21 protein-coding genes and 1 tRNA gene are annotated in these 23795 nt (G+C 69.0%); 14 read left to right on the top strand and 8 right to left on the bottom strand.

Features of this window, described 5'->3' with window-relative positions; all coding sequences use genetic code 11:
• The first annotated feature begins 9 nt into the window (after positions 1–9).
• The 3 genes from ACTOWL_RS15780 to ACTOWL_RS15790 all read left to right on the top strand — a co-directional run bounded on the left by ACTOWL_RS15780 (position 10) and on the right by ACTOWL_RS15790 (position 6575).
• Entirely contained in the window at positions 10–1527 is a 1518-nt protein-coding gene (locus ACTOWL_RS15780) for an ABC transporter substrate-binding protein (RefSeq protein WP_441322200.1), read from the top strand.
• Positions 1528–1538: 11 nt separating this feature from the next.
• A complete protein-coding gene (locus tag ACTOWL_RS15785; protein ID WP_441322201.1) occupies positions 1539–2657 on the top strand; it encodes an NAD(P)/FAD-dependent oxidoreductase in 1119 nt (372 codons plus the stop codon).
• 90 nt (positions 2658–2747) lie between these two features.
• On the top strand, positions 2748–6575 hold the full coding sequence (locus ACTOWL_RS15790) for a NahK/ErcS family hybrid sensor histidine kinase/response regulator (RefSeq protein ID WP_441322202.1): 3828 nt from the start codon (positions 2748–2750) through the stop codon (positions 6573–6575).
• A 4-nt stretch (positions 6576–6579) separates the two neighbouring features.
• Here the strand turns inward: ACTOWL_RS15790 and ACTOWL_RS15795 are convergent, their stop codons facing one another.
• The 3 genes from ACTOWL_RS15795 to ACTOWL_RS15805 all read right to left on the bottom strand — a co-directional run bounded on the left by ACTOWL_RS15795 (position 6580) and on the right by ACTOWL_RS15805 (position 9521).
• Positions 6580–7239 (bottom strand): response regulator transcription factor, encoded by a 660-nt coding sequence (locus ACTOWL_RS15795; protein WP_441322203.1) that lies wholly within the window; start codon positions 7237–7239, stop codon positions 6580–6582.
• Between the two features lie 83 nt (positions 7240–7322).
• Positions 7323–8990 carry an MFS transporter gene (locus ACTOWL_RS15800; protein WP_441322204.1) on the bottom strand — a complete coding sequence of 556 codons (1668 nt, stop codon included), beginning with the start codon at positions 8988–8990 and terminating at the stop codon, positions 7323–7325.
• Between the two features lie 126 nt (positions 8991–9116).
• Entirely contained in the window at positions 9117–9521 is a 405-nt protein-coding gene (locus ACTOWL_RS15805; RefSeq protein WP_441322205.1) for a hypothetical protein, read from the bottom strand.
• Between the two features lie 175 nt (positions 9522–9696).
• Here ACTOWL_RS15805 and ACTOWL_RS15810 point away from each other — a divergent pair, with 175 nt between their 5' ends.
• The gene (locus tag ACTOWL_RS15810) at positions 9697–10026 is read left to right on the top strand and encodes a hypothetical protein (RefSeq protein WP_441322206.1); all 330 of its coding nucleotides are present in this window, start codon (positions 9697–9699) and stop codon (positions 10024–10026) included.
• Positions 10027–10041: 15 nt separating this feature from the next.
• On the opposite strand, the gene ACTOWL_RS15815 is transcribed toward ACTOWL_RS15810, so the two are convergent.
• From ACTOWL_RS15815 to ACTOWL_RS15830, 4 genes are all read right to left on the bottom strand, one after another.
• Positions 10042–10512 carry a GFA family protein gene (locus tag ACTOWL_RS15815; protein ID WP_441322207.1) on the bottom strand — a complete coding sequence of 157 codons (471 nt, stop codon included), beginning with the start codon at positions 10510–10512 and terminating at the stop codon, positions 10042–10044.
• A gap of 46 nt (positions 10513–10558) precedes the next feature.
• Positions 10559–11632 carry a type I restriction endonuclease gene (locus ACTOWL_RS15820; RefSeq protein ID WP_441322208.1) on the bottom strand — a complete coding sequence of 358 codons (1074 nt, stop codon included), beginning with the start codon at positions 11630–11632 and terminating at the stop codon, positions 10559–10561.
• Positions 11633–11784: 152 nt separating this feature from the next.
• Positions 11785–12027 carry a GIY-YIG nuclease family protein gene (locus ACTOWL_RS15825; protein ID WP_441322209.1) on the bottom strand — a complete coding sequence of 81 codons (243 nt, stop codon included), beginning with the start codon at positions 12025–12027 and terminating at the stop codon, positions 11785–11787.
• Between the two features lie 93 nt (positions 12028–12120).
• A tRNA-Ser gene (locus ACTOWL_RS15830) sits at positions 12121–12213 on the bottom strand.
• A gap of 147 nt (positions 12214–12360) precedes the next feature.
• Between ACTOWL_RS15830 and ACTOWL_RS15835 the strand changes: the two genes are divergently transcribed.
• The 10 genes from ACTOWL_RS15835 to ACTOWL_RS15880 all read left to right on the top strand — a co-directional run bounded on the left by ACTOWL_RS15835 (position 12361) and on the right by ACTOWL_RS15880 (position 22763).
• Complete coding sequence (locus ACTOWL_RS15835; RefSeq protein ID WP_441322210.1) at positions 12361–13140, top strand: arginine deiminase family protein; 780 nt, start codon at positions 12361–12363, stop codon at positions 13138–13140.
• 78 nt (positions 13141–13218) lie between these two features.
• On the top strand, positions 13219–14427 hold the full coding sequence (locus ACTOWL_RS15840; protein ID WP_441322211.1) for a glycosyltransferase family 4 protein: 1209 nt from the start codon (positions 13219–13221) through the stop codon (positions 14425–14427).
• Positions 14428–14437: 10 nt separating this feature from the next.
• On the top strand, positions 14438–15181 hold the full coding sequence (locus tag ACTOWL_RS15845; RefSeq protein WP_441322212.1) for a hypothetical protein: 744 nt from the start codon (positions 14438–14440) through the stop codon (positions 15179–15181).
• A 239-nt stretch (positions 15182–15420) separates the two neighbouring features.
• On the top strand, positions 15421–16254 hold the full coding sequence (locus ACTOWL_RS15850) for a hypothetical protein (protein WP_441322213.1): 834 nt from the start codon (positions 15421–15423) through the stop codon (positions 16252–16254).
• Between the two features lie 443 nt (positions 16255–16697).
• Entirely contained in the window at positions 16698–17414 is a 717-nt protein-coding gene (locus tag ACTOWL_RS15855) for a hypothetical protein (protein WP_441322214.1), read from the top strand.
• Positions 17407–18294, top strand: a complete 888-nt coding sequence (locus ACTOWL_RS15860) for a hypothetical protein (protein ID WP_441322215.1) — start codon at positions 17407–17409, stop codon at positions 18292–18294. The genes ACTOWL_RS15855 and ACTOWL_RS15860 overlap by 8 nt, the downstream gene beginning before the upstream one ends.
• A 119-nt stretch (positions 18295–18413) precedes the next feature.
• Positions 18414–19952 (top strand): MBOAT family O-acyltransferase, encoded by a 1539-nt coding sequence (locus tag ACTOWL_RS15865; protein ID WP_441322216.1) that lies wholly within the window; start codon positions 18414–18416, stop codon positions 19950–19952.
• On the top strand, positions 19921–20892 hold the full coding sequence (locus ACTOWL_RS15870; protein ID WP_441322217.1) for a hypothetical protein: 972 nt from the start codon (positions 19921–19923) through the stop codon (positions 20890–20892). The genes ACTOWL_RS15865 and ACTOWL_RS15870 overlap by 32 nt, the downstream gene beginning before the upstream one ends.
• A 48-nt stretch (positions 20893–20940) precedes the next feature.
• Positions 20941–21837 (top strand): hypothetical protein, encoded by an 897-nt coding sequence (locus ACTOWL_RS15875; protein ID WP_441322218.1) that lies wholly within the window; start codon positions 20941–20943, stop codon positions 21835–21837.
• Between the two features lie 17 nt (positions 21838–21854).
• A complete protein-coding gene (locus ACTOWL_RS15880) occupies positions 21855–22763 on the top strand; it encodes a hypothetical protein (RefSeq protein WP_441322219.1) in 909 nt (302 codons plus the stop codon).
• On the opposite strand, the gene ACTOWL_RS15885 is transcribed toward ACTOWL_RS15880, so the two are convergent.
• Complete coding sequence (locus ACTOWL_RS15885; RefSeq protein WP_441322220.1) at positions 22764–23783, bottom strand: mitochondrial fission ELM1 family protein; 1020 nt, start codon at positions 23781–23783, stop codon at positions 22764–22766.
• Positions 23784–23795 lie beyond the last annotated feature (12 nt).

A 23795-nucleotide genomic window follows, 5' to 3' on the forward strand; every position in this document is an offset into this window, starting at 1 on the left:
AGGCTCACGATGATAAGGACCAGGAGACATCTCGGGATCGCGTCGGCCGCGTTCCTGGCGGCGCTGGTCGCCGGCGGCGCGGCGGCCGAGGCGGCAGGCGTGCTGACCATCGGCCGGCGCGAGGACGGCACCACCTTCGACCCGATCAAGACCTCGCAGAACGTCGATTTCTGGGTGTTCTCGAATGTCTTCGACGTGCTGGTGCGGGTCGACAAATCCGGCCAGACGCTGGTGCCCGGCCTGGCCGAAAGCTGGACCGTCTCCGACGACGGCACGGTCTACACCCTCAAGATCCGCGACGCGAAATTCTCCGACGGCAGCCCGGTGACGGCGTCGGACGCCGCCTTCTCGCTGACCCGCATCCGCGACGACCCCGGGTCGCTGTGGAGCGACACCTACAAGGTGATCAAGACGGCAGAGGCCAAGGACGACCACACGCTGGTGATCACGCTGAACCAGCCGATGGTGCCGTTCCTGGCGACGCTGGCGATGCCCGGCGCCTCGATCGTTTCGGAGAAGGCGATGAAGGCGGGCGAGGACGCCTTTGCCGAGAAGCCGGTCGGCTCCGGCGCCTTCCAGGTCGAGGAATGGCGCCGCGGCGAGAAGGTGGTGCTGAAGAAGAACCCCAACTTCTGGCAGGCCGACCAGGTCAGCCTCGACGGCGTCGAATGGATCTCGATCCCCGACGACAACACCCGCATGCTGAAGGTCCAGGCCGGCGAGCTCGACGCCGCGATCTTCGTGCCCTTCGCCAAGGTGGCGGAGCTGGAGAAGGACCCGAACCTGATGGTCCACAAGGACCCTTCGACCCGCGAGGACCACCTGCTGCTGAACCATTCGCACCCGCCGCTCGACAAGCTCGAGGTGCGGCAGGCGATCGACTTCGCCATCGACAAGAAGTCGATCGTCGACACCGTGACCTTCGGTGCCGGCAGCATCGCCAACTCCTACATCCCGAAGGGGGCGCTGTACTACACCGCGGAGAACGGCGCCCGGCCCTATGATCCGGAGAAGGCGAAGGCGCTGCTCAAGCAGGCGGGCGTCGACAACGTCACCCTGACCTACCTCGTGCAGACCGGCGACACGGTGGACGAGCAGGTGTCGGTGCTGGTGCAGCAGCAGCTGGCCAAGGTCGGCATCACCGCCAATCTGCAGAAGGTCGACCCCAGCCAGACCTGGGACATGGAGGTCGCGGGCGACTACGACATGGCGATGAACTACTGGACCAACGATATCATCGACCCCGACCAGAAGACGACCTTCGTGCTGGGTCACGACACCAACCTGAACTACATGACCCGGTACCAGAACGACCGGGTGAAGGCGCTGGTGGCCGAAGCCCGGGTCGAGTCCGACCCGGCCAAGCGCGAGGCGATGTATGTCGACCTGCAGAAGATGGCCAAGGCCGACGCCCACTGGATCGACCTGTACTACAGCCCGTATCTCAGCGTGTCGCGCAAGAACATCGAGAATTTCGGCCAGAACCCGCTCGGCCGGTTCTATCTGGAAGAGACGAAGAAGAACTGAGGGTTGAGAAGATGGCTTCCATCATCGTGATCGGCGCGGGGGTCATCGGCGCTTCGGTGGCGTACCGCCTGGCGCAGGCTGGCCTGGCACAGGGCGGCGCGTCGGTCACGGTGCTGGAGGCGACGCGGATCGGCGCCGGCACCTCCGGCACCAGCTTCGCCTGGGTCAATTCGCACGGCAAGACGCCGCGGGCCTATCACGACCTCAACGTCGCCGGGATGAAGGCGCATGCGGCGCTGCGCCACGAGTTCGCGGCGACGCCCTGGCTGCACCTGAACGGCAGCCTGGAATGGGCGGACGAGGCGGGGCAGGCGGAGCAGCACCGGCGCTTCGAGCGGCTGCGCGACTGGGGCTATGCCGCCGAATGGATTTCGGCGGCGCAGCTGCGCGAGCTGGCGCCCGACATCGATCCGGCGGCGGTGGGCGACGCGCCGGTCGCCTGGTTCCCGGAGGAGGGCTGGGTCGACCCGGTGGTCTATGCCCATTCCATGCTCGCCGCCGCCCGCCGTCTCGGCGCGCGGGTCGAGATCGGCGCCCGGGTGGAGCGGGTGGAGCTGCGGTCCGGCCGGGTCACCGGCGTGACCATGGCGGATGGCCGGATGCAGGGCGCCGACCTGGTGGTCAACTGCACCGGCCGCTGGGCCGACGATGCCGGCTTCGACCCGGCGCTGCGGATCCCGCTGGCGCCGACCGCCGGGCTGCTGGCCTTCACCCCGCCGGTCGCGGTCGGGCTCGAGCGCCTGCTGAAGGCGCCGGGCTGCGACATCCGGCCGGACGGCGCCGGCCGTCTGCTGGTCTGCCGCAACGACGACGAGTTCGACCCGGCCACGGCGCCGCGCCCCAGCGTCGACCTGCCGGAGATGCGCGAGCTGCTGCGGCGCGCCCGCGCCATCCTGCCGGCGATCGGGCCGGTGGAGCTGGAAGCGGTGCGCCTCGGCATCCGTGCCCTGCCGAGGGACAGCTACTCTGCCGTCGGCCTGCTGCCGCAGGTCGAAGGCTACTACGCCGCCGTGACCCATAGCGGCGTCACCCTGGCCGCCGTCCTCGGCGCCGCCGTGGCCGACGAGGTCTTGCGCGGCGCCACTCGGCCCGAGCTGGCGACCTTCCGCCCGGCCCGCTTCTTCGGCTGAGTCCCGCCGAAACGCTCGGCGCGCGGCCCTTGCCGGCTTATGCTGGCGCCATGACCGGGAGGAACGAGCACGGGATGCGGGGAGCGGGCGGTGGCTGACTGGCTGCTGTGGCTGATCGCGCTCGGCTATCTCGGCCTGCTCTTCGCCGTCGCCTTCATCGGCGACCGCAGCCCGGCCTATTGGCGCTCCGGCCTGCGTGAGCCGGCGGTCTATGCCCTCTCGCTCGCGGTCTACTGCACCTCCTGGACCTTCTATGGCGGTGTCGGCCGCGCCGCGTCGCACGGGCTCGACTTCACCCTGATCTATGTCGGGCCGATCCTGGTGATCACCCTCGGCTTCCCGATGATGAAGAAGATCACCCGGGTGGCGCGCGAGCAGAACATCACCTCGGTCGCCGACTTCATCGCCGCCCGTTACGGCAAGAGCCGCGTCATCGCCGCGGTGGCGACCCTGATCGCGCTGGTCGGCGTGCTGCCCTATATCGCGCTGCAGCTGCAGGCCGTGTCGCTCAGCTTCGGCGCGCTGGCCACCGGGCCGGGGGGACGAGGGGGCGCGCCGGTGTGGACCGACACCGCCCTGCATGTCGCCCTGACCATGGCGGTCTTCGCCATCCTGTTCGGCGTCCGCCACGTCCAGGCGAATGAGCGGCACCAGGGCATGATCCTGGCGATCGCCTTCGAATCCCTGGTCAAGCTGGGCGCGATCCTCGCCGCCGGGGCGTTCGTCACCTTCGCCATGTTCGACGGCCCGGGCGACCTGGCGGCGCGGCTGCTGTCGGTGCCGGCGCTGCAGGCGCGGCTGGAGGGCTTCTCGGTCGGGCCGGAATGGGTGTCGATCACGGTGATGTCGGCGCTGGCCTTCCTGTGCCTGCCGCGGCAGTTCCATGTCGGGGTGGTCGAAAGCGGCCGGGCGGCCGACCTGCGCACGGCGCGCTGGCTGTTCCCGGCCTATCTCGGCGCCATCAACCTGTTCGTCCCGGCCTTCGCCGTGGCCGGGCTGCTGCTGCTCGGTACCACGACGGACCCCGACCTGTTCGTGCTGGCCCTGCCGATGCAGGCGGGCGACCCGCTGCTGTCGCTGGCCGTGTTCCTGGGCGGGCTGTCGGCCGCCACCGGCATGGTGATCGTCGAGACCGTGGCGCTCAGCACCATGATCAGCAACGAGCTGGTGCTGCCGCTGCTGCTGCGCGGCGGCATGGCGGCGCGCGGCGACGGCGACCTCGGCCCCACCGTGCTGCGCATCCGCCGGATCGCGATCTTCGGCATCCTGCTGCTGGCCTATGCCTATCACGCCGAGATCGGCGGGCGCCTGCCGCTGGCCTCGATCGGCCTGATCGCCTTCTGCGCCGTGGCCCAGCTGGGGCCGGCGCTGATCGCCGGGCTGTACTGGCGCGGCGCGCACCGCCACGGCGCCTTCGCCGGCATGGCGGGCGGCTTCCTGGTCTGGGTCGTGGTCTTCCTGGCGCCGACCCTGACCGGGGTCGACTGGGTGTCCGCGGTGCCGCTGTTCGGAATCGACGGGGCGCTGTGGGGGATCGGCGATGATGTCGACGCCCTGACCCGCGGCGCCTTCTGGAGCCTGGCGCTCAACACTGCGCTGCTGGTCGGCGTGTCGCGGCTGGCGCAGGCGGGCGAGCGCGACCGGGAGCAGGCGGAGGCCTTCATCGGCCCGGCGGTCGAAGCCGGCCAGCGGCCGCAGGCCGCGCACCGCGCCGCGGCCTTCGACGATCTGAAGACCCTGGTCGCCCGCTTCATCGGCCCGGACCGGGCCGAGCTGGCTTTCGATGGGCCGGTGGCGGCGCTGCGCGACCGCGACCTGGCCGACCACACCGAGCGGCTGCTGAGTGGGGCGATCGGCGCCGCCTCGGCCCGCATCATGGTGGCCGCCACGATGCGCCGGCACCGCTCCACCATCGGCCGGTCGCAGACCCTGCTGCGCCAGGCGTCGGAAGCGATCCTCTTCAACCGCGACCTGTTGAGCGCCACGCTCGACAACATCGGCCAGGGCATCGGCGTGTTCGACCGCGAGCTGCGCCTCGCCGGCTGGAACCGCCGCTTCGTCGAGATCCTCGGCCTGGCCGAGCCGAAGGTCGCGATCGGCATGCCGCTCCAGGCGCTGGCGGCACCGGGCGGCGCGCCGGGGCTCGACCTCTCGGTGCTGCTGGAAGAGCAGCGCGACCCCGACCGGCGACGGCGCGCCTACAGCCATGAGCGGCGCGGCGCCGACGGAAGGGTGCTGGAGCTGCAGACCAACCCGATGCCGGATGGCGGCTTCGTCCTGGTCTGCACCGATGTCACCGAGCGGGTGACGACGCTGGACGCGCTGCGCGAGAGCGAGCGGCGCATCCGCATCTACACCGACAACGTCCCGGTCCTGATCGCCTATGTCGACCGGGAGGAGCGCTACCGCTTCACCAACCGCCCCTATGAGCAGGCGCTGGGGCTGGAGCGGGGGCAGAGCAACGGCCTGTCGATCCGCACCGCTTTGGGCGAGGACCGCTACGGCCGGCTGAAGCCCTATATCGACGCGGCGCTGGCCGGGCGGCGCCAGGTGTTCGAGATCGGCTTCGCCGCCGCCGGGGCCGAGCTGGCGCGCGGCACCTACATCCCGCACCGGGACGAGCAGGGCCGCGTCATCGGTTTCTTCACCCTGTACCAGGACATCACCGAGCAGCGCCGGGCCGAGGCCGTGCTGCGCGAGACCGCCGAAACGCTGGAGCGCCGCGTCGCCGAGCGCACAAGCGAGCTGACCGCATTGAACGAGGCGCTGGCGGCGGCGAAGGCGGCGGCCGAGGCGGCCAATCTCGGCAAGACCCGCTTCCTGGCGGCGGCGAGCCACGACCTGCTGCAACCGTTCCACGCCGCGCGCCTGCTGACCGCCACCCTGGCGGAGCGGCTGGGCCGGCGGCCCGAGGGGGCGCTGGTCGGCCATATCGACAGCTCGCTCGGCACGGTGGAGGAGCTGCTGCAGGCCCTCTTGGAGATCTCGAAGCTCGACGCCGGCGCGGTCGAGCCGCAGCCGCGGCCGGTGGCGGTGGACGAGATCCTGCGTATGGCCGCGCTGCCGTTCGAGCCGATCGCGCGCCGCCGGGGCCTGCGCCTCAAGGTCGCGCGCTCGACCGCGGCCGTGCTGACCGATCCGGCGCTGGTCCGCCGCATCGTGCAGAACTTCGTCGCCAACGCCGTGCGCTACACCCGGCAGGGCACGGTGCTGGTCGGCTGCCGGCGGCGGAATGGTGTCCTGGTGATCCAGGTCTGGGACACCGGGCCGGGCATCCCGCCGGAGCAGCTCACCGCCATCTTCGAGGAGTTCCGGCGCCTCGGCTCCGGCAGCGAGGACGAGCCGGCGGGGCTGGGGCTCGGCCTCGCCATCGTCGAACGCATCGCGGCGCGGCTCGGCCACCAGGTGGCGGTGCGCTCCTGGCCTGGCCGCGGCAGCGTGTTCGAGGTTGTGCTGCCGTTGTCGGAGACACCGGTCGCGGCCCGGCCGGCCGAGACGCGCCCGCCGCGATCGCCGGCCACCGACCTGGCCGGGCGCCTGGTCCTTTGCGTCGACAACGACCACGCCATCCTGACCGCGACCCGGCTGCTGCTGGAGGGCTGGGGCTGCACCGTGCTGGCGGCGACCGACGCGGCCGGGGCCAAGGAGGCGCTGCTGCCGCTCGGCCGCGCGCCGGACATGGTGCTGCTGGACTATCACCTCGCCGGGATGGAGACCGGGCTCGAGGTCCTCGATGCGCTGGAGGCGGCGGTCGGCCATCCGCTGGCCGCCGCGCTGGTGACGGCGGACCGCACCGAGGCGCTGAAGGCCGCCGCCCGCGCCCGCGGCCTGCCGCTGCTGCACAAGCCGCTCAAGCCGGCGGCGCTGCGGGCGCTGCTGGTGCAGCGCCTGGCGGTGCGGCAAATGCCGGCGGTCTGAGCGGTCAGTGACCGCCGGCGGGGTCGAGCAGGCCGCTCCGGCGCACCGCGATCACCGCCTGGGTCCGGTTCTGCACCCCGAGCTTGCGGAAGATCTGCGACAGATGGGCCTTCACCGTGGCCTCGGTGATCGACATCTCGAAGGCGATCTGCTTGCTCAGCTTGCCTTCGGTGAGCAAGACGAGAACCCGCAGCTGCTGCGGCGTCAGCTCGCCCACGCGGCGGCTCATCTCGCTGCGTTCCGGCGCGGTGCCGGACGGCCCGGTCGCGGCCTCGGGGAACCAGACGCCGCCGCCCAGCACGCTCTCGATGGCGTCGCCGATCTCGGCCAGCGGCGTCGATTTCGGCAGGTAACCGGAGGCGCCGAACTCCATCGCCTGCCGGATCACGGCGGGCTCCTCATTGGCCGTGACCATGATCACCGGGACGGCGGGGAAGGCGGCGCGCAGCGCGGCCAGGCCGGTGAAGCCGTTCATGCCCGGCATCGACAGGTCGAGCAGCAGCAGGTCGACGGTGCGGTCGCCGAGCAGGACCAGGACCTCGGGGAAGCTGCCGGCCTGGATCACGGCAGGGGCGGGCGACATCACCTCGGCCAGGGTCTCGGCCAAGGCGCGGCGCACCAGCGGGTGGTCGTCGGCGATCAGAACGACGGTCGCATCAGTCATATCGGTCCAAAGAAAGAGGCCGCGCCATTCTGGGCGCGGCCTCCGGGCCGATACAAGTGTTCCGGATCAGGTCTCCCGCCGGATCAGGTCTCCCGGATATCGACGTGCCTGGTGTCGCGCACGAACAGGGTGCCGACGACCAGGGTGATGCCGGCGATGATGATCGGGTACCACAGGCCGCTGTAGATGTTGCCGGTGCCGGCGACGATGGCGAAGGCGGTCGCCGGCAGGAAGCCGCCGAACCAGCCATTGCCGATGTGGTAAGGCAGCGACATCGAGGTGTAGCGGATCCGGGTCGGGAACATCTCCACCAGCAGCGCCGCGATCGGGCCGTAGACCATGGTGACGTAGAGCACCAGCACGAACAGGATCAGCAGCACCATGAAGTGGTTGATCTGCTCCGGATCGGCCGAGGGCGGGTAGCCGGCGGTCTTCAGCGCGTCGCCCAGGCCCTTGGTGAAGGCGGGACCCGCCGTCGCCGCATCCGCCGCGGTCGCATCATAGGCGGTGATGCGGGTGCTGCCGACGTCGATCTCGGCCTTCGACCCGGCGGGTGCGGCCTCGTTGCTGTAGGGCACGCCGGCCTTGACCAGCGCGGCCTTGGCGATGTCGCAGGAGCTGGTGAACTTGGACGTGCCGACCGGGTTGAACTGCACGCTGCATTCGGCCGGGTCGGCGATCACCTTCACCGGCGACGACGCCTGCGCCGCCTCCAGCGCCGGGTTGGCGTAGTGGGTCAGGGCCTGGAACAGCGGGAAGTAGGTCAGGATCGCCAGCAGGCAGCCGGCCATGATGATCGGCTTGCGCCCGATCTTGTCGGACAGGGCGCCGAACACCAGGAAGAACGGCGTGGCGAGCAGCAGCGCCCCGGCGACCAGCAGGTTGGCGGTCTGGGCGTCGACCTTCAACGTGTTGGTCAGGAACAGCAGCGAGTAGAACTGGCCGCAGTACCAGACCACGGCCTGGCCAGCGGTCAGGCCGAACAGGGCCAGCACCACCAGCTTCAGGTTGCCGCGGCGGGCGAAGGATTCGGTCAGCGGCGCCTTGGAGCCCTTGCCCTCGGCCTTCATCTGCTGGAACAGCGGCGATTCGTTGAGCTGCAGCCGGATCCAGATCGAGACCACCAGCAGGATGATCGAGACCAGGAACGGGATCCGCCAGCCCCAGGCGTCGAAGGTCGCGGCGTCCATCGACATGCGGCAGGCCAGGATGACGATCAGCGACAGGAACAGGCCCAGCGTCGCGGTGGTCTGGATCCAGGCGGTGTAGAAGCCGCGCTTGCCCTGCGGCGCATGCTCGGCGACATAGGTCGCAGCGCCGCCGTATTCGCCGCCCAGCGCCAGGCCCTGCGCCAGCCGCAGCAGGATCAGGATCACCGGCGCGGCGATGCCGATCGCCTCGTAGCCGGGCAGGAAGCCGACCGCCGAGGTCGACACGCCCATGATCACGATGGTGACCAGGAAGGTGTATTTGCGGCCGACCAGGTCGCCGAGCCGTCCGAACACCAGCGCGCCGAACGGCCGGACGAAGAAGCCGGCGGCGAAGGCCAGCAGGGTGAAGATGAAGGCCGCGGTCGGGTTGACGCCGGAGAAGAAGTTCTTGGCGATCGACGTGGCGAGCGCACCGTAGAGGTAGAAGTCATACCACTCGAACACCGTTCCCAGCGACGATGCGAATATGACCTTCCGTTCCTCGGCTCTGCTGAGGGTTCGGATCGGTATTCGAAGTTCGCCATCTGATACAGCGGTCATCGGCGCATCCTCCCTGATCATTGTGGTCGACGCGCCGATTTTTGTGAGGACGAACGCCCCTATAGTACGACGCGCTATCGTGCAACTTTAGCAGCCGCGCCGCCGCGGGACGTATTCGACGTTCGTCTATGCGCTCTCAAGCACCTGCTTCAGCGTCGCCAGGTCGCGCTCGACCCATTCGGCATCGGCGGCGAAGCGGGCGTCGTCCATCTCCGGTTGGCGGAACAGGTGGAACGTCACCTCGCTGCCGCCGCCATTGGCCAGCACCCGTATCGGCAGGGCGATCTCGGCGCCGCTCGGCGGGATGACCCAGTGGTCGGCGATGCGGAACGCGTTGGGCGGGGTGAAACGGACCTGCACGGTGCCCTCCGGCGTGTCGGCGACCCAGCCGTCGCCGTCGCGCTCGAGCGAGTCGGCGAGGCCGCTGGCCCATTGCATGAAGTTTTCGGGGACCGACAGGAAGGCATAGACGGCGTCGGGGTCGCGGTCGATCCAGACGCTGAGGGTGCGGGAGGGAAGGGCTCGGCTCATGACGGACCTCCGGGATTGATGGCCCGGCATTTTGCGCCAGACCGGGCCGCGCGGCTTGAACGAAACGGCCAGTTCCCGAAATGTTCCTTTTTGCTGGACGTCCTGCCGTGTTCGCACTATGTTCTCTCCATCGGGCCGCGAGGCGTTGCGGCCCTGGGCAGAGGAGGGACCGGAAATGGCGGTCACGCGGGAAGTCCGGGAACGGGATGGCCTGAAGCTCTACCGCAACACCCTGTCACGGCGGCTGTTGGCGGCGGAGGGCCCGGCGGCGCTGCTGCAGGCGGCGCTGCGCGAGTTCCCCGACCTGCTCGGCTTCGACCTGTGGCGGCACCCCTCCGGCGCCCTGATGCTGTGCCGCACCGACAACCGCCCGGCGGCGCTGGCCAAGGACAAGGCCTGGGCCGCGGCGCGCGCCGACCTGCTGTTCGCCCCGGCGCCGGTGGAACTGCCGGTGGCGGCGCTGCCGCGCGGGATGGGCGAGGGCGCCCGGCCGGCTTTTGCCTGAGGCCGTCGGGGCTGGTCAGCCGCCGAGGGCGGCGCGCCGACGGTCCAGGCTGGCCTGGGGCCAGAGCGTCTCCGTCTCGTAGTAGACCTCGAAGGCGGGGACACCCTCCGGCAGCACCACCCAGGGCAGCTTCGACCGGGTGAAGATGTGCACGTCGGGCGGCAGCGCCGCCGGGTCGTCCAGCGTGCCGACGCGGACGAAGCGCACTGCGGTGCGGCCGCTATAGGTGCTCCACAGCGCCGTGCGGCAGGCGGGGCAGCGATGGATGACATGCGGCTTGCCACTGTCGGTCGGCACGGCGACGGGCTCAGGCTCTCCCGACAGCAGCTCGACCTGGTCGGCCTCGATCAGGGCGTTGAGCACGAAGGCGCTGCCCGTCTGCCGCTGGCAGTCGCAGCAGTGGCAGCAATGCACGAACATCGGCGGCGACAGCAGCCGATACCGCACGGATCCGCAGGCGCAACGGCCTTCTAGAGTGCGGGGCATCCTTGGCGCTCCGGTCGGCTGATAACGTGGTTGCCGGAAGAGGTTATCAGCCTTGAGATGGCACTGGAATGCTCGGATCCAACTCCCGAATCCGCGCCTCGATCTGGCGCATATACTGGTAGATCTCGGTCAGATCGGAGAGCGAATGCCTGGTCTCTTCCTTGCCGTCGAATAGCCCAAGGAGCTTGGTCGTCACCCCATTAAAGTGCAGCCGTGCGATGGTCTTGCGATTGTTGTCGTCCAGCAACACGGCGCAGTAGGATTTCGCATCTCTGATCACGACGCGCTTTGGGTTGGTGAGCCGCGAGGCGATTGCTTGAATAATGTGGAAGCCTGAAATTTCTTCCTGTGTTGTCATCACAGCTTCGTCCGGGTTGCTGTCAACAACGTCAGGGATTTCAGGAGCCGCGGCATTGAGGGCAGAAGAAAGTCGCTCATTCACCAGATCGCGGATCAGGCTGGCGATCACTGCCGGCAGTATCTTGCTGAAGCTTTCCTTGATTGCTGGTGTTAGCCGTCCGCCATAAACGCGTGAGGCCAGTATGCGGACGAAATCCTCCGAGGGTTCGTTAAACTCCTTTTCCAGCTCCTTTCTGAGCTGAGACTGCATCTTTAGATTGCCTGCCTCCTGGACGATCTGGTCGATATCAAACGAAGATTTTCCAAATTTCTCAAGTATTTTTGCGTCTGATGGTTTGATGGCTTCGATAGAAAAAGTATAGAATGGCTTTTCATCCATCTTGTTAGGACGATCTATATCCGAGTAAAAATGATACACGACACCATTGGTCAGGACCGCTAATCTCGCATCTGTGACGCTGAAATACCGGAAGAGCTGGCTAGCGTGATTGAGGCTTAGCTCTGCGCTGGAAGGCTTGCATTCGATCAGAATGGAAACTTTTCCGCCATTGCAAATGGCATAGTCAACTTTCTCGCCCTTTTTTGTTCCGACGTCCGCAGTGAATTCCGGCACAACTTCCCCAGGGTTGAATACATCGTAACCCAACGCCTGAATAAATGGCATGACAAGAGCTGTCTTCGCTGCCTCTTCTGTTAGTAAAATTTCTCTATGAGCGGTGACTTTTTTCTGAAGATCGACAAGACGAGTGCTAAGGTCCATTGCTTCCTCCTTGCCAGAATCTACCTATGAAAATAGAGACTATCTTTCATTAGGCGATTGGCGTGTGGTTCTCACTGCGCGACGTCGACAGCCGATGAAAAATGGTTCATATGCACTTAAGCATGCATATTTCGTTCCGACGACGGAGTATACTACCACAAGCGCTTGTTAGCGAAAGCGTGACCAGAACCAGACTTGAGATAGCGCTCAAAAGCTTCTGCCTTGGCTCGATTGCTAAACGCGACATAGGTCGTCAACCGCCACGGCTTGAATTTTGAAGTGTGGATCGACTTTCCAGAATTGTGGTCTTGAAGACGCTGCTTGAGGTCGGCGGTCACTCCGACGTAGCGCTGCCCCTGTGTTGAAATGCTTTCGATAAGGTAGACATAAAACATCGGCGGCCCTCCTTCGCTGAAGCTACGGAGGGCATCCTGCTTCGCGATGAGGAGAGGCGATAGTCCTGCGAAGCGCGTGAGCGCGAAGCAGGATGGCGGAGGGAAAGGGATTCGAACCCTTGATACGGCTCAACACCGTATACCCGCTTTCCAGGCGAGCGCCTTCAACCACTCGGCCACCCCTCCGCTGGAGGCGGGACAATAACCATGAGGCCCCGCTTCGGCAAGCGGGCAAATGCGCGATTTTTTACACCGCTTCCGGCATGGCGACCGGCCGGGCGGCGCGATAGAGTCGGTGCCGCCGGAAGGGCAGGGAAGCTGGGAGAGTTGAGCATGGCCGAGGTGTTCCGGTTCGATCGCGCCCTGGCGCGCCAGCCTGCCGGGTCCGCGGTGGACGGGCTGCGCGCCGTCGACCGGGGCGCGCCCGACATGGCCCGGTTCCGGGCCGAGCATGCCGCCTATGTCGCGGCGCTGGAGCAGGCGGGCGTGGCGGTCGAGGTGCTGCCGCCGCTCGAGGGCTTCCCCGATTCCGTCTTCGTCGAGGATCCGGCGCTGACCTTCCCCGAGGGCGCCATCCTGCTGCGCCCCGGCGCGCCGTCGCGGCTGGGCGAGGCGGCGGAGATCGCCGCGGCCCTGGCCGCCCGGTTCGAGCGGGTGCTGGCGCTGGAGGCCGGCTTCGCCGAGGGCGGCGACGTGCTGGTGACGCCGCGCGCCGTGATCATCGGGCTGTCCGCCCGCACCGACGCCCGCGGCGCCGGGGCGCTGGCGGCGCTGCTCGCCGAGCTCGGCCGCAAAGCCGAGGTGGTGACGCCGCCGGCCGGCGTGCTGCATTTCAAGACCGCGTGCTCGCTGCTCGATAGCGAGACCGTGCTGGCGACCGAGGCCCTGGCCGGCTTCTTCCCCGGGATGCGCGTGGTCCGTGTGTCGGAGGGGGAGGACGCGGCCGCCAACGCCCTCCGGGTCAACGACGTGGTGCTGGTCGGCGCCGCCTTCCCGCGCACCGCCGAGGCGCTCGACCGGCTCGGCTACCGCGTGGTGCCGCTGCAGGTCGCGGAGACCGGCAAGCTCGACGCCGGCCTGTCCTGCATGTCCCTGCGCTGGAGACAGGCCTGATCGCGCAGCGGGGTCATGGCGCGCCCCCGGCCGCTGATGTAGGGTGCGCGCCCCGTTCGCCCGGTACCATCGGATCCCGTGACCACTCAACTCCTGCCACATGACGACGCGACCGACGCAGCGGCCCCGGTCGACCTGCGCGGACGCACCATCCTGCAGGTGCTGCCGGCGCTCGGCACCGGCGGGGCGGAGCGCGGCTGCGTCGATGTCGCCGCGGCGATCGAGGCGGCAGGCGGTAAGGCGCTGGTGGCCTCGGCCGGCGGCGCCCTGCTGCGCGACCTGGCGCGGACCGGGGCCGAGCATGTCGCGCTGCCGCTCGCCGGCAAGAACCCGGTCACGATCTGGCGCAACATCCGCCGGCTCGAGGCGCTGATCCGCGATCGCGGAATCGACCTGGTGCACGCCCGCAGCCGTGCCCCGGCCTGGAGCGCCCATGCCGCCTGCCGGCGCCTGGGCATCCCCTTCGTCACCACCGTGCACGCGCCCTACAACCAGCACAGCGCGGCCAAGCGGCTGTACAATTCGATCATGGGGCGCGGCGACCGGGTGATCGCGATCTCCGACTATGTCGCCCGCTACATCGTCGACAGCTATGGCACCGATCCGGCGCGGATCCGCACCATCCCGCGCGGCGTCGACCTGCGGCACTTCGCGATCGAGGCGGTCTCGGCCGAGCGGATGATCAAGCTGGCTCGCGCCTGGCGGGTGCCGGACGACCGGCCGTTGGTGCTGATGCCGGGGCGCCTGAGCCGTTGGAAGGGCCAGGCCGTGGTGATCGACGCGCTGGCCCGGCTCGGCCGGCACGACCTGTGCTGCCTGATCGTCGGCAGCGACCAGGGCCGCAGCGGCTACCGGCAGGAGCTGATCGACCGGATCGCGGCGAAGGGGCTGAACGGGGTGGTGCAACTGGTCGACCACTGCGACGACATGCCGGCCGCCTACATGCTGTCCGACGTGGTGGTGCATGCCTCGACCGATCCCGAGGGCTTCGGCCGGGTGGTGGTGGAGGCGATGGCGCTGGGCCGGCCGGTGATCGCGACCAATATCGGCGCCCCGCCCGAGGTGGTGGCCGAGGGCGAGACCGGCTGGCTGGTGCCGCCGGGCGATCCCGACGCCCTGGCCGCCACCATCGACCATGCGCTGTCGCTGACGCCGGAGGAGCGGGGGTGGATGGCGGAGCGGGCGATCGCCACGGTCGCGGCGCACTACACCAAGGAGGCGATGACCGGCTCGACCCTGGCGGTCTACCGGGAGCTGCTGGGCGCGCCCGCGGCGGCCGAGGGCTGAGGAGGTCGCGATGCTGCCGCTGCTCGCCAAGACCTACGCCCTGGCCGGCGCCCTGGCCGCGCCCGGCCGCACCCGCCGGATCATGGCGCTGAAGGACCGCCATCGCGGCCAGCGCTGCTTCCTGCTCGGCAATGCGCCCTCGCTGCTCGACTTCGATCTGTCGAAGCTGGCCGGCGAGCAGTTCTTCGTGGTCAAGAAGGGCTACAAGGCGCTGGAGCGCGGGCTGCCGGCGCCGATTCCCTATTATGTGCTGAGCGACTTGCGCGGCTGGGACCGGATCAAGGCCGATGTCTCGACCCTGCCGGTCGGCACCTATCTGGTGCGCGACACCATCGCCGCCCGGCCGGAGTTCCGGCCGCCGGCCGAGCGTGTGGTGACCTTCCCCGGCTATCGCGGCGGCCTGCGCAAGCAGGGCTTCCGGCATCATCCCTGGCAGGGGCTGGGCAATGATTCGACGGTGATCCTGTTCGCCGCCCAGATCGCCCATTACATGGGCTTCGCCGAGGCCTACATCCTCGGCGTCGATCTCGACTACGCGCAGGACACCACCTATTTCTACGCCGCCGGGCAGAGCGAGACCAATCAGTACGTCCGCCCCGAGGACGAGATCTATGGGCGTGAGTTCGGCATCCTGCGCCGGGCCTTCGAGGCGGAGGGCCGGATCCTGCGCAATGCCGGCCGCGGCGGCGCGGTGATGGGGCTGGACCGGGCCGACTATGACGCGGTCCTGGCGACGCCGGGGCCGGTGGCGTGACGGTGCCGGCGGGCGCGAGCGCGCCGATGCGGCCTAGGATGGCTTTCCGCTTGGATGACCCGCAGTTGCGCCGTCTCGTGATGTTGGTTATCGGAGTAGATATTAACGGCCATTCAAATCGCAAAAATTGGGGTCGCTGAAACTTGCAGGAGTCACTATGCTCGCCGCCAACTGGGGTTGTTCTTAAAGAAACACGCAGCATGACTGTTCGGCTTGCCGGGCAAGGGCGCAGGTTCGCTGTGGTCACGACCTGCAACGCCGCAGGATACGAGGCCTATGGGCAGCGCATGGTCGAGAGCTTCGATCGCCACTGGCCTGTCGAGGTACCGCTTCTGCTGTATAGCGAAGGCTTCGCGCCCAAGCTCTCCGGCCGCCGGATCGAGGTGCGCGATCTGATCGACAGCTCGCCGGATCTGGCGGCGTTCAAGCACCGCCACGCCGACAATCCGCTGGCCCATGGGCTGACCCGGCGCCCCCGCTTCCGGCTGAGCTACGATCTGGCGAAGCTGCGCTTCAAGCTCGGCGAGAAGCGCTGGGGGGAAGGGTACCGCTGGAATGCGGTGCGGTTCGCGCATAAGAGCTTCGCCATCTTCCACGCCGCCGCGGCCGCGGATATCGACGTGCTGATCTGGATCGATGCCGACACCCGATTCTTCGCCGATGTCGGCCGGGACGAGATCGAGGGATTCATCCCGGCCGACTGCTTCGTCGGCTATCTGCGCCGTCGCATCCATTCCGAGTGCGGCTTCGTCGCCTACAATCTGAGACATCCGGCGACGCGGGAGATGCTCGCGGAGTTCGAGCGGCTCTACACCCGGGACGAGATGTTCCACGAATACGAGTTCCACGACTCCTACCTGTTCGACATCGTCCGCAAGCAGACCGAGCGCCGGGGCCACAGATCCTACGACATCGCCGGCGGGCTGGGCCTGAAAGTGCCGCATGTGCTGATCAATTCCCCCCTCGGCCGGTTCATGGACCATCTCAAGGGCGGACGGAAGGAGGAGGGCCGGAGCCGGGGCGCCGATCTGGTCCTGGAGCGGCGGGAAGCGTATTGGCGCGAGTCCGGGTGATCGAGGGCCGCGCGAAATTCACGGTCTTGCCATGATCCTGCCCCCAGTTCCGTCCCACAATGCGCCGGTGATGGGCGGAAGGCCGGAGTGCCGCAAAGCGGATGTGATGCCGGGCACAGTGTGGTATTTCTCGTGCCGCTAGCCTGTCGGTGAGTGGTGCACCAGCAGCGGGAGGTGACAGACGATCGCCGCCGCCTCAAAGGACACAGGATTTCGGACAAGACGTCATGAGCGGTCATTCACTCAAGAGATTGTCCCGATGGTTTCTAAAGCGATTGTCCTTTTCCGTTCTTCTGGAAAATTTGACCGACACGCAGGCAAGGGACGCCGTCAAGGACTATCGTTTGAGAATTCGCGGCAATACACCAGACATGGGGACGCCGGGGGTTCTGTTTTGCGGGTGTGACGACGGCTACTACAAGAAATTCGCGCCGAGTTTCCTCTTGTCCGCCGAACAGCTGGCGGAGCCGCTCCACATCCACATCCATCTGTACGGTCCCTGCCAGGAGACCCTCGACCATATCGACCGGATGCGCCGGACCTTGTGCCATGTGAGGCTGTCCTTCACCTGGGAGGACGATTCCTACCGGCGGCTGTCCCTGCCCAGGCCGGTCTATTTCTCGGCGGCGCGGTTCCTGGTCCTGCATCACCTGCTGCTGGCCTGCAAGGCGCCGATCCTGTGCGTCGACATCGACGGCATCGTCCGCCGGCCGCTCGGCCAGGTCTTCAGGATGATCGAGCGGGCCGACGTGACGCTGCACTTCCGGCTCGGCGAGCGCAGGGTCTGGCGCCGGGTGATGGCCGGTGCCGTCGGCGTCAGCCATTCCAAGGAATCGCTCGGCTTCTGCGAGAAGCTGGCGTCCGTCGTCTGGCGGGCGCTGCACATGCGGCCGACCGACCATGTCGACCAGCCGGCGATCTATTATCTCTATGTCATCCGCCGGCGGCTCAAGCCGCGGATCCGGTGGCAGCACATGCCGGCCGGCCTGGTCGATGTCGCGTTCGGCGAGGACAGCTTCATCTGGTCGGCGAAGGGGGCGTTGAAGGAGGGGGCGGTGTTCTCGCGCGCGACCTCGGCGGTCGAGGCGGGCTACGCGCTGGACCTCGATCAGCCCCACGCGATCTATGCCGAGGCTCGCGGCGACGGCACGCATGGCTAGGATCTTCGTGTTCTGGGGCGTGACGATCGGCAAGCCCGGCGCGGCGCTCGCCGAAGGCGCGGCCCGTCTCGGCACCGTCCATATGAGCACGCCGGCCCGGTTCGAGCCGGACGACATCGCGATCCTCTGGGCGCCGTTTCGCGGCACCTTCCGCAGCGAGATCTATCGCCAGATCCGGGCGGCCGGGGGGCGGGCGATCATCGGCGAGAACGGCTGGCTGTCGCCGGTCCAGGGGCGCAAATACGTCCAGCTCGCGCTGCATGGCTGGAACGGCACCGGCGACTTCCCGGCCGGCGACGGCAGCCGCTGGGACTCGTGGAACGTGCCGCTGAGCGACTGGCGCCGCGGCGGCGAGACCATCCTGGTGGTGGAGCAGCGGCCGAAGGGCATCAACCTCGACCCCCGCGCCATGCCGCCCGGCTGGGCGCAGAGCGTCGCGCCCAGGACCAGCCGCAGGGTGGTGCGACGGACGCGGTTCACCGAGGCGCCGCTGGACCGGCAGCTCGACGAGGCCTTCGCCACGCTGACCTGGACCAGCACGGTCGCGATCAAGTCCCTGATCCGCGGCATCCCGGCCTTCACCTGCGGGCCGCACATCAATTGCGGCGAGCTGATGCGGCGCGGCCTCGACGTCGACAACCCGATCTATCCCGACCGCGAGCCGGTGTTCCGCCGCCATGCCTGGATGCAATGGACCGAGGAGGAGATCCGGTCCGGCGAACCCTTCGCGCGGCTGCTGTCGCTGCCGCATGACGGCCGGCCCGAGATCCTGCTGGATCCGGATGCGGTGCCCTCGGCCTGGACCATGGCCGGACGGGTGCGGGCGGCCGTGGCCGGCCGCAAGCCGCTGGACCGGATCGCGGAACGTCTGATCGGGTAGGGGCCTGATCGGGTAGGGAAGCCGCGAATCGTCGGTCCCGGTGGATCAATCGTACGATTTGTGCATTATCTGGCCGCCCGAGCGGATGACCTCGGGCCGTCCGAGGTCTCCCGCCGTCCATGCTGTTCAACTCCTACGCCTTCATTCTTCTGTTCCTGCCGCTGACCTATGCGCTGTGGATGGCGGCGCGCCGCTTTGCCGGAATCTCCTGGGCGATCGCCGCCCTCCTGGCCGCCTCGCTGGTGTTCTACGGGGCCTCCGCCCAGCTGCAACTGCTGCTGCTGCTCGCGGCGATCGTGCTCAACCACCATCTCGCCGGGGTGATCTACCGCCACCGCCTGACGCCGCGTGGGCGGGCCTGGATGCGGCTGGCCGTGGGCGGCAACCTGCTGTTCCTGTTCGTCTTCAAATACACCGGCTTCGTCACCCAGACCGCGGCGGACGCCTTCGGCTGGCCGGGGATCGCGATCCACATCGCCCTGCCGGTCGGCATCTCCTTCTACACCTTCCAGCAGATCGCCTATCTGGTGGACGTCGCCCGCGGCGAGGGCGAGCCCTGGCCGCTGCCGCGCTATGCGCTGTTCGTCGTCTTCTTCCCGCATCTGATCGCCGGCCCGATCGTCCACCACCGCGAGCTGATCCCGCAATTCGCCAGCGGCGCCAGGACGGCGCGGCTCGGCGACCTGGCGGTCGGCCTCTCGATCTTCACCATCGGCCTGGCCAAGAAGGTGCTGGTCGCCGACAGCTTCGCCCTGATCGCCTCGCCGGTGTTCAACGCCGCGGCGCAGGGGGCACAGCCCGGGCTGCTGGACGCCTGGGCGGCGGCCGTGGCCTATGCGCTGCAGATCTATTTCGACTTCTCGGCCTATTCCGACATGGCGATCGGCCTCGGCCGGATGTTCGGCATCCAGATGCCGATCAACTTCGCCTCGCCCTACCGGTCGCTGTCGATCGTCGAGTTCTGGCGGCGCTGGCACATCACCCTGTCCCGCTTCCTGCGCGACTATCTGTACATCCCGCTCGGCGGCAACCGGCACGGCCCGGCGCGGCGCTATGCCAATGTCTTCATCACCATGCTGCTGGGCGGCATCTGGCATGGCGCCGGCTTCACCTTCATCCTGTGGGGGGCGCTGCACGGCCTGCTGATCGTCGCCTGCCAGACCTGGCGGGGCAGCCGGTTCCACGTGCCGCTGCCGGCCGCCCTGGCCTGGCTGCTGACCACGGTGACGGTGATCCTGGCCTGGGTGCCGTTCCGGGCCGCCGACATCGCCACCGCCGGCCGGATCTATGCCGGGCTGTTCGGTGTCGCCGGGGATCTGCACGAACCGGCGTTGGACTATGCCCCCTCGGCGACGCTGGAGACGATTCTCGGCGCGCTGCTTCCCGGCACGGCGTGGAACGTCTGGCTGTCGCTGGCGGCCGGGGCGGCCGGCCTGGTGGCGTGCCTGTGCCTGCCCAACATCCAGACGCTGTTCCGGCGCTACGGCGTCGGCCTGCCCACCCGCGGCTATGCCGACGGGATCGAGCCGCCGGCGCTCGGCCGCCTGGTCCCGGCCTGGCGGCCGCATCCGGTCGCCGCGGCCACCATCGGCCTCCTGCTCGCCGCCTGCATCCTCAAGCTGAACGATGTCTCCGAATTCATCTATTTCCGCTTCTGACGCGCGCCGCTACCTGCTGACCGGCGCCGCGGCCGCCGTGGCGCTGGTGGTGGCGATCTGCGCGCTGTCGCTGTGGGGCATGCAGAACGGCCTGTCGGAATGGCGGGAATCCGAGCTGCTGCGGTACCAGATCGAGAAGATCGAGGACACCCGGCAGGTCGACATCCTGCTGGTCGGCGACAGCTCGCTCGGCAACGGCATCGATGCGCGGGACTGGAGCCGGCGGCTCGGCCTCTCGGTCATGTCGCTGCCGCTGGTCGGCACCTATGGCTTCGAGGGCACGCTGAACATGCTGAAGCGCGCGGTGCGCGAGACCCGGCCGCGCGTCGTCGTGGTGATGCAGACGCTGGACATGATGCGGCGCAGGCCGTCCTGGCCCGGCGCGCTCTACACCGCCGAGACGCTGGGCGACCTCGCCGACGTGCCGCCGCAGGAGATGCTGTCCTCGCTGGCGACCTGGGACATCCCGGCCGGGATGCTGCAGGCGGCGGCGACCGGCGAGGCGATCGACCCCGCCATCGCCCGGCTCGACTATGTGCCGCAGAATCCGGCCCGGTTCGGCGCGCCGCTGTATCCGCGGACCTACGAGCCTCGCGCGGTGCGCAAGGATGCGGCCGCATCGCTGCGCCGCATCGGCGAATTCTGCCGCGAGCAGAGCCTGACCTGCCTCTACGCCAGCGGCCCCTATCTGAACCCGCAATGCATGGAGTCCCAGGGCTATGCCGCGGCCATCGCCGATGTCGCCCGGCAGACCGGGCTGATCCCGGTCGCCGGAACGCCGGTCTGCATGCCGCGGCCCGATGTCGGCGATTCCGAGGATCACGTGATCCCCTCCCGTCGGCCGCAATACAGCGAGATCCACCGGGCGCTGATCATGGCGGCGATCGAGCGGACCGGTGTCGGGATCCGGCGCCGCCCCGTCTCCGGCCCCGGCACCTGAGCGCGGGGCTTGCCCCGGCCGGCGAGTTGTCGGATACAAATTTGTAACATGCCAGCCGCGCTTCGTTTCTTCGTCTATCTGCCCCAGGGCGACCGCAAGCCCTGGCGCGAATGCATCGCCGCCTGCGAGCGCTTCGGGTCGACCGCGGCGGAGCTGCCGGAACGCTTCGAGCCCGGGGACGTGCTGATCACCTGGTCGCCGTTCCGGCTGTCCAAGCGCTGGGCGGCGGTCCGCGACGTGCGCGCGGCGGGCGGCCGGGCCGTGATCCTGGAGAATGGCTGGCTGTCGCCGCCGGGCGGCGTCCGCCACTTCCAGTTCGCGCTCGACGGCTGGAACGGCACCGGCCGGTTTGCGGATGGCGGACCGTCGCGCTGGGCCGCCTGGGGCGTGAGGCTGCTGGATTGGCAGCGGCAGAGCGGGCATGTGCTGGTCCTGGGCCAGAAGGCGCAGTCGATCAGCGATGCCCGGCGCATGCCGCCGGGATGGGCCCAGAGCCTGCGCCTCGATACCCGCCGGCCGGTGCTGCGCCGCATGCCCGGCGCGGCGCGCCCGCTGGCGGAGGATCTGCGCGGCGCCTGGTGCACGGTGACCTGGACCAGCACGGCAGCGATCCAGGGGCTGGTCGCCGGCATCCCGGCCTTCCATTGCGGCCCGAACACGCTGTGCCCGGAGCTGTCGAAGTCCGGCCTGGACGTCGAGGCGCCGATCTACCCCGACCGCCAGCCGGTGTTCGAGCGCCTCGCCTGGTGCCAGTGGACCCCGGCGGAGATCGCGACCGGGGAGCCGCTCGGGCGGCTGCTGGACCTGCCGCATGACGGCGCCCCGGTGCGGCTCGAGGAACCGGCCGCGGTCCGCCCGCGCTACACGCTGCTCGGCCGCGTGCGCGACCTGGCCCTCCGCCTGCCGGGGGACCATCCGGTCCGCCGGCGGCTCGGCATGTCCTGACGCCGGGGTAGGGGCGCATGCGCATCTTCATCGTCCTCGGCGACCCGCCGTCCCCCGGCCAGGCCAACGTCAAGCCCTATGACGAGGTGGCGGCCGGGGCGCGCCGGCTGGGCCCGGTCACGATCGGCATGCCCGACCGCGACGCCGGCCCGGACGACGTCCTGATATGCTGGTCGCCCTTCCTCGGCACCGACCGGCTGGCGGCGCTGCGCACCATCAAGGCGGTCGGCGGCCGGGCGATCGTGATGGAAAATGGCTGGCTGTCGCCGATCGGCCCGCGGCGCTTCTTCCAGGTGGCGCTGGACGGCTGGAACGGGGAGGGGCGGTTCCCGCCGGGCGGGCCGGAGCGGTGGCGCGGCTGGGACGTGCCGATGCGCGACTGGAGCCGCGGCGGCAACCACGTCCTGGTGATCGGCCAGAAGCTGAAGGGGGCCGACCAGGATTTCCGGCGCATGCCCGAAGGCTGGGACTACAGCCTGACCCTGCCGACCCAGCGCCCGGTGCTGCGCCGGACACGTAAGACGGCGGTGCCGCTGGAAGAGCAGTTGCGCGGCGCCTGGTGCACGGTGACCTGGACCAGCACGGCCGCGATCAAGGGTCTGATCGCCGGCGTGCCGGCCTTCTATTGCGGGCCGACCGTGATCTGCCACGAGCTGTGCCGGCGCGGCACCGATGTCGACCACCCGGCCTATCCGGAGCGCGACCCGGTGTTCGAGCGCCTGGCCTGGTGCCAGTGGACGCCGGAGGAGATCGCGACCGGGGAGCCCTTCGCCCGGCTGCTCGATCTGCCGCACGACCGGGTGCCGCAGGCGATCGCGGAACCCTTCATCCTGCCGGCCGCGGTGACACCGCGCGGGGTGCTGCGCGAGCAGCTGGACCATGCGCGCCGCCGCTGGCGCCGCCGCCTGGCGCGGTGGAAGGGCTGACTATGATCCGCGGCGTTGCCGATCGGCGGCGATCCGCTCGCGGATGATGCCGGCGATGCGGCCGGCCTCGTCCAGCGGGGCATAGGCGTAGGGCTCGATCGTGCCGGTGAAGGGCCGGGTGAGCCCGAGCGTCTCCTGCATGTCGCGGTGGAAGCGGTGGAACTTCCCGAGATAGGGGCCGGGCGTCTCGTCCAGCGGGATCGAGAACACCGGCATCCCGGTCGAGGCCGCCTCGCAGGTCATGGTGATCGAATCGACCGTCACCAGCACGGCATCGGCGATCGCCAGGTACTGGAAATACGGGTTCTCGCCGGTGCGGTCCCAGACGAAACCGCGGTCGCCGGCCAGCGCCTGCTGCAGCCGTGGCAGCACGGCGGGATCGGAGCGGCGCGAGGTCGTGACCAGCAGGCTCCATCCCTCGGCCTGGAGCCCGCGCAGCTGGGCGACCAGGGCGTCGATGCGCGCGGGGGAATAGCCGTAGCCGGGGTTGGGGCCGCCGATCATCACCGCCGCCCGGCGGCCGGGCAGGGCGCCGAAGCGCTGCTCCGACGCGGCGCGGTGGCCGGCGACCAGCGCCGCGTCGACGCGGTGCGGCGCGCCCACCATCGGCAGCACGTCGTCGCGGCCGTCGAACTCCGGCCGCCAGTCGTGCCGGCCGACGAAGCACAGGTCGAACCCGTCGAAGCCGACGGTCGGGATCTGCAGATGCACGGTGAAGATCGAGCCGCGGGACCGGCGCGTCGCCGCCATCACCGCGGGTTCCGCCTGCCGGCCGCAGGAGATCGCGAGGTCCGGCCAGGGTGGCCGGATCCGGTTCAGATGGACATTGCGGATATGGATCCAGCGGCGGTTCAGGCGCCGCGCCAGCCCGGACTTCGCCGGATCGGGACGCCGCACCAGCCGGGTCTCGGTGGCGACACCCAGCTTCTCGGCCACGCCGCGGCACTGGGCGATGGTTCCGGCCTTGCTCTCGCTGACGATCCAGCAGCGCAGCGCGGAGATGTCGGCCGGCCCGATCATCGGCCCGTTTCC

The sequence above is a fragment of the Inquilinus sp. CA228 genome, from assembly GCF_052078665.1.
Lineage (GTDB): Bacteria > Pseudomonadota > Alphaproteobacteria > DSM-16000 > Inquilinaceae > Inquilinus.

What these genes read in the sequence shown, in the direction of transcription:
- ACTOWL_RS15780 (WP_441322200.1), top strand. Translation starts at nt 10, where the DNA reads ATGATAAGGACCAGGAGACATCTCGGGATCGCGTCGGCCGCGTTCCTG.
- ACTOWL_RS15785 (WP_441322201.1), top strand. Translation starts at nt 1,539, where the DNA reads ATGGCTTCCATCATCGTGATCGGCGCGGGGGTCATCGGCGCTTCGGTG.
- ACTOWL_RS15795 (WP_441322203.1), bottom strand. Translation starts at nt 7,239, where the DNA reads ATGACTGATGCGACCGTCGTTCTGATCGCCGACGACCACCCGCTGGTG.
- ACTOWL_RS15800 (WP_441322204.1), bottom strand. Translation starts at nt 8,990, where the DNA reads ATGACCGCTGTATCAGATGGCGAACTTCGAATACCGATCCGAACCCTC.
- ACTOWL_RS15805 (WP_441322205.1), bottom strand. Translation starts at nt 9,521, where the DNA reads ATGAGCCGAGCCCTTCCCTCCCGCACCCTCAGCGTCTGGATCGACCGC.
- ACTOWL_RS15810 (WP_441322206.1), top strand. Translation starts at nt 9,697, where the DNA reads ATGGCGGTCACGCGGGAAGTCCGGGAACGGGATGGCCTGAAGCTCTAC.
- ACTOWL_RS15815 (WP_441322207.1), bottom strand. Translation starts at nt 10,512, where the DNA reads ATGCCCCGCACTCTAGAAGGCCGTTGCGCCTGCGGATCCGTGCGGTAT.
- ACTOWL_RS15820 (WP_441322208.1), bottom strand. Translation starts at nt 11,632, where the DNA reads ATGGACCTTAGCACTCGTCTTGTCGATCTTCAGAAAAAAGTCACCGCT.
- ACTOWL_RS15825 (WP_441322209.1), bottom strand. Translation starts at nt 12,027, where the DNA reads ATGTTTTATGTCTACCTTATCGAAAGCATTTCAACACAGGGGCAGCGC.
- ACTOWL_RS15835 (WP_441322210.1), top strand. Translation starts at nt 12,361, where the DNA reads ATGGCCGAGGTGTTCCGGTTCGATCGCGCCCTGGCGCGCCAGCCTGCC.
- ACTOWL_RS15845 (WP_441322212.1), top strand. Translation starts at nt 14,438, where the DNA reads ATGCTGCCGCTGCTCGCCAAGACCTACGCCCTGGCCGGCGCCCTGGCC.
- ACTOWL_RS15860 (WP_441322215.1), top strand. Translation starts at nt 17,407, where the DNA reads ATGGCTAGGATCTTCGTGTTCTGGGGCGTGACGATCGGCAAGCCCGGC.
- ACTOWL_RS15865 (WP_441322216.1), top strand. Translation starts at nt 18,414, where the DNA reads ATGCTGTTCAACTCCTACGCCTTCATTCTTCTGTTCCTGCCGCTGACC.
- ACTOWL_RS15870 (WP_441322217.1), top strand. Translation starts at nt 19,921, where the DNA reads ATGTCTCCGAATTCATCTATTTCCGCTTCTGACGCGCGCCGCTACCTG.
- ACTOWL_RS15875 (WP_441322218.1), top strand. Translation starts at nt 20,941, where the DNA reads ATGCCAGCCGCGCTTCGTTTCTTCGTCTATCTGCCCCAGGGCGACCGC.
- ACTOWL_RS15880 (WP_441322219.1), top strand. Translation starts at nt 21,855, where the DNA reads ATGCGCATCTTCATCGTCCTCGGCGACCCGCCGTCCCCCGGCCAGGCC.
- ACTOWL_RS15885 (WP_441322220.1), bottom strand. Translation starts at nt 23,783, where the DNA reads ATGATCGGGCCGGCCGACATCTCCGCGCTGCGCTGCTGGATCGTCAGC.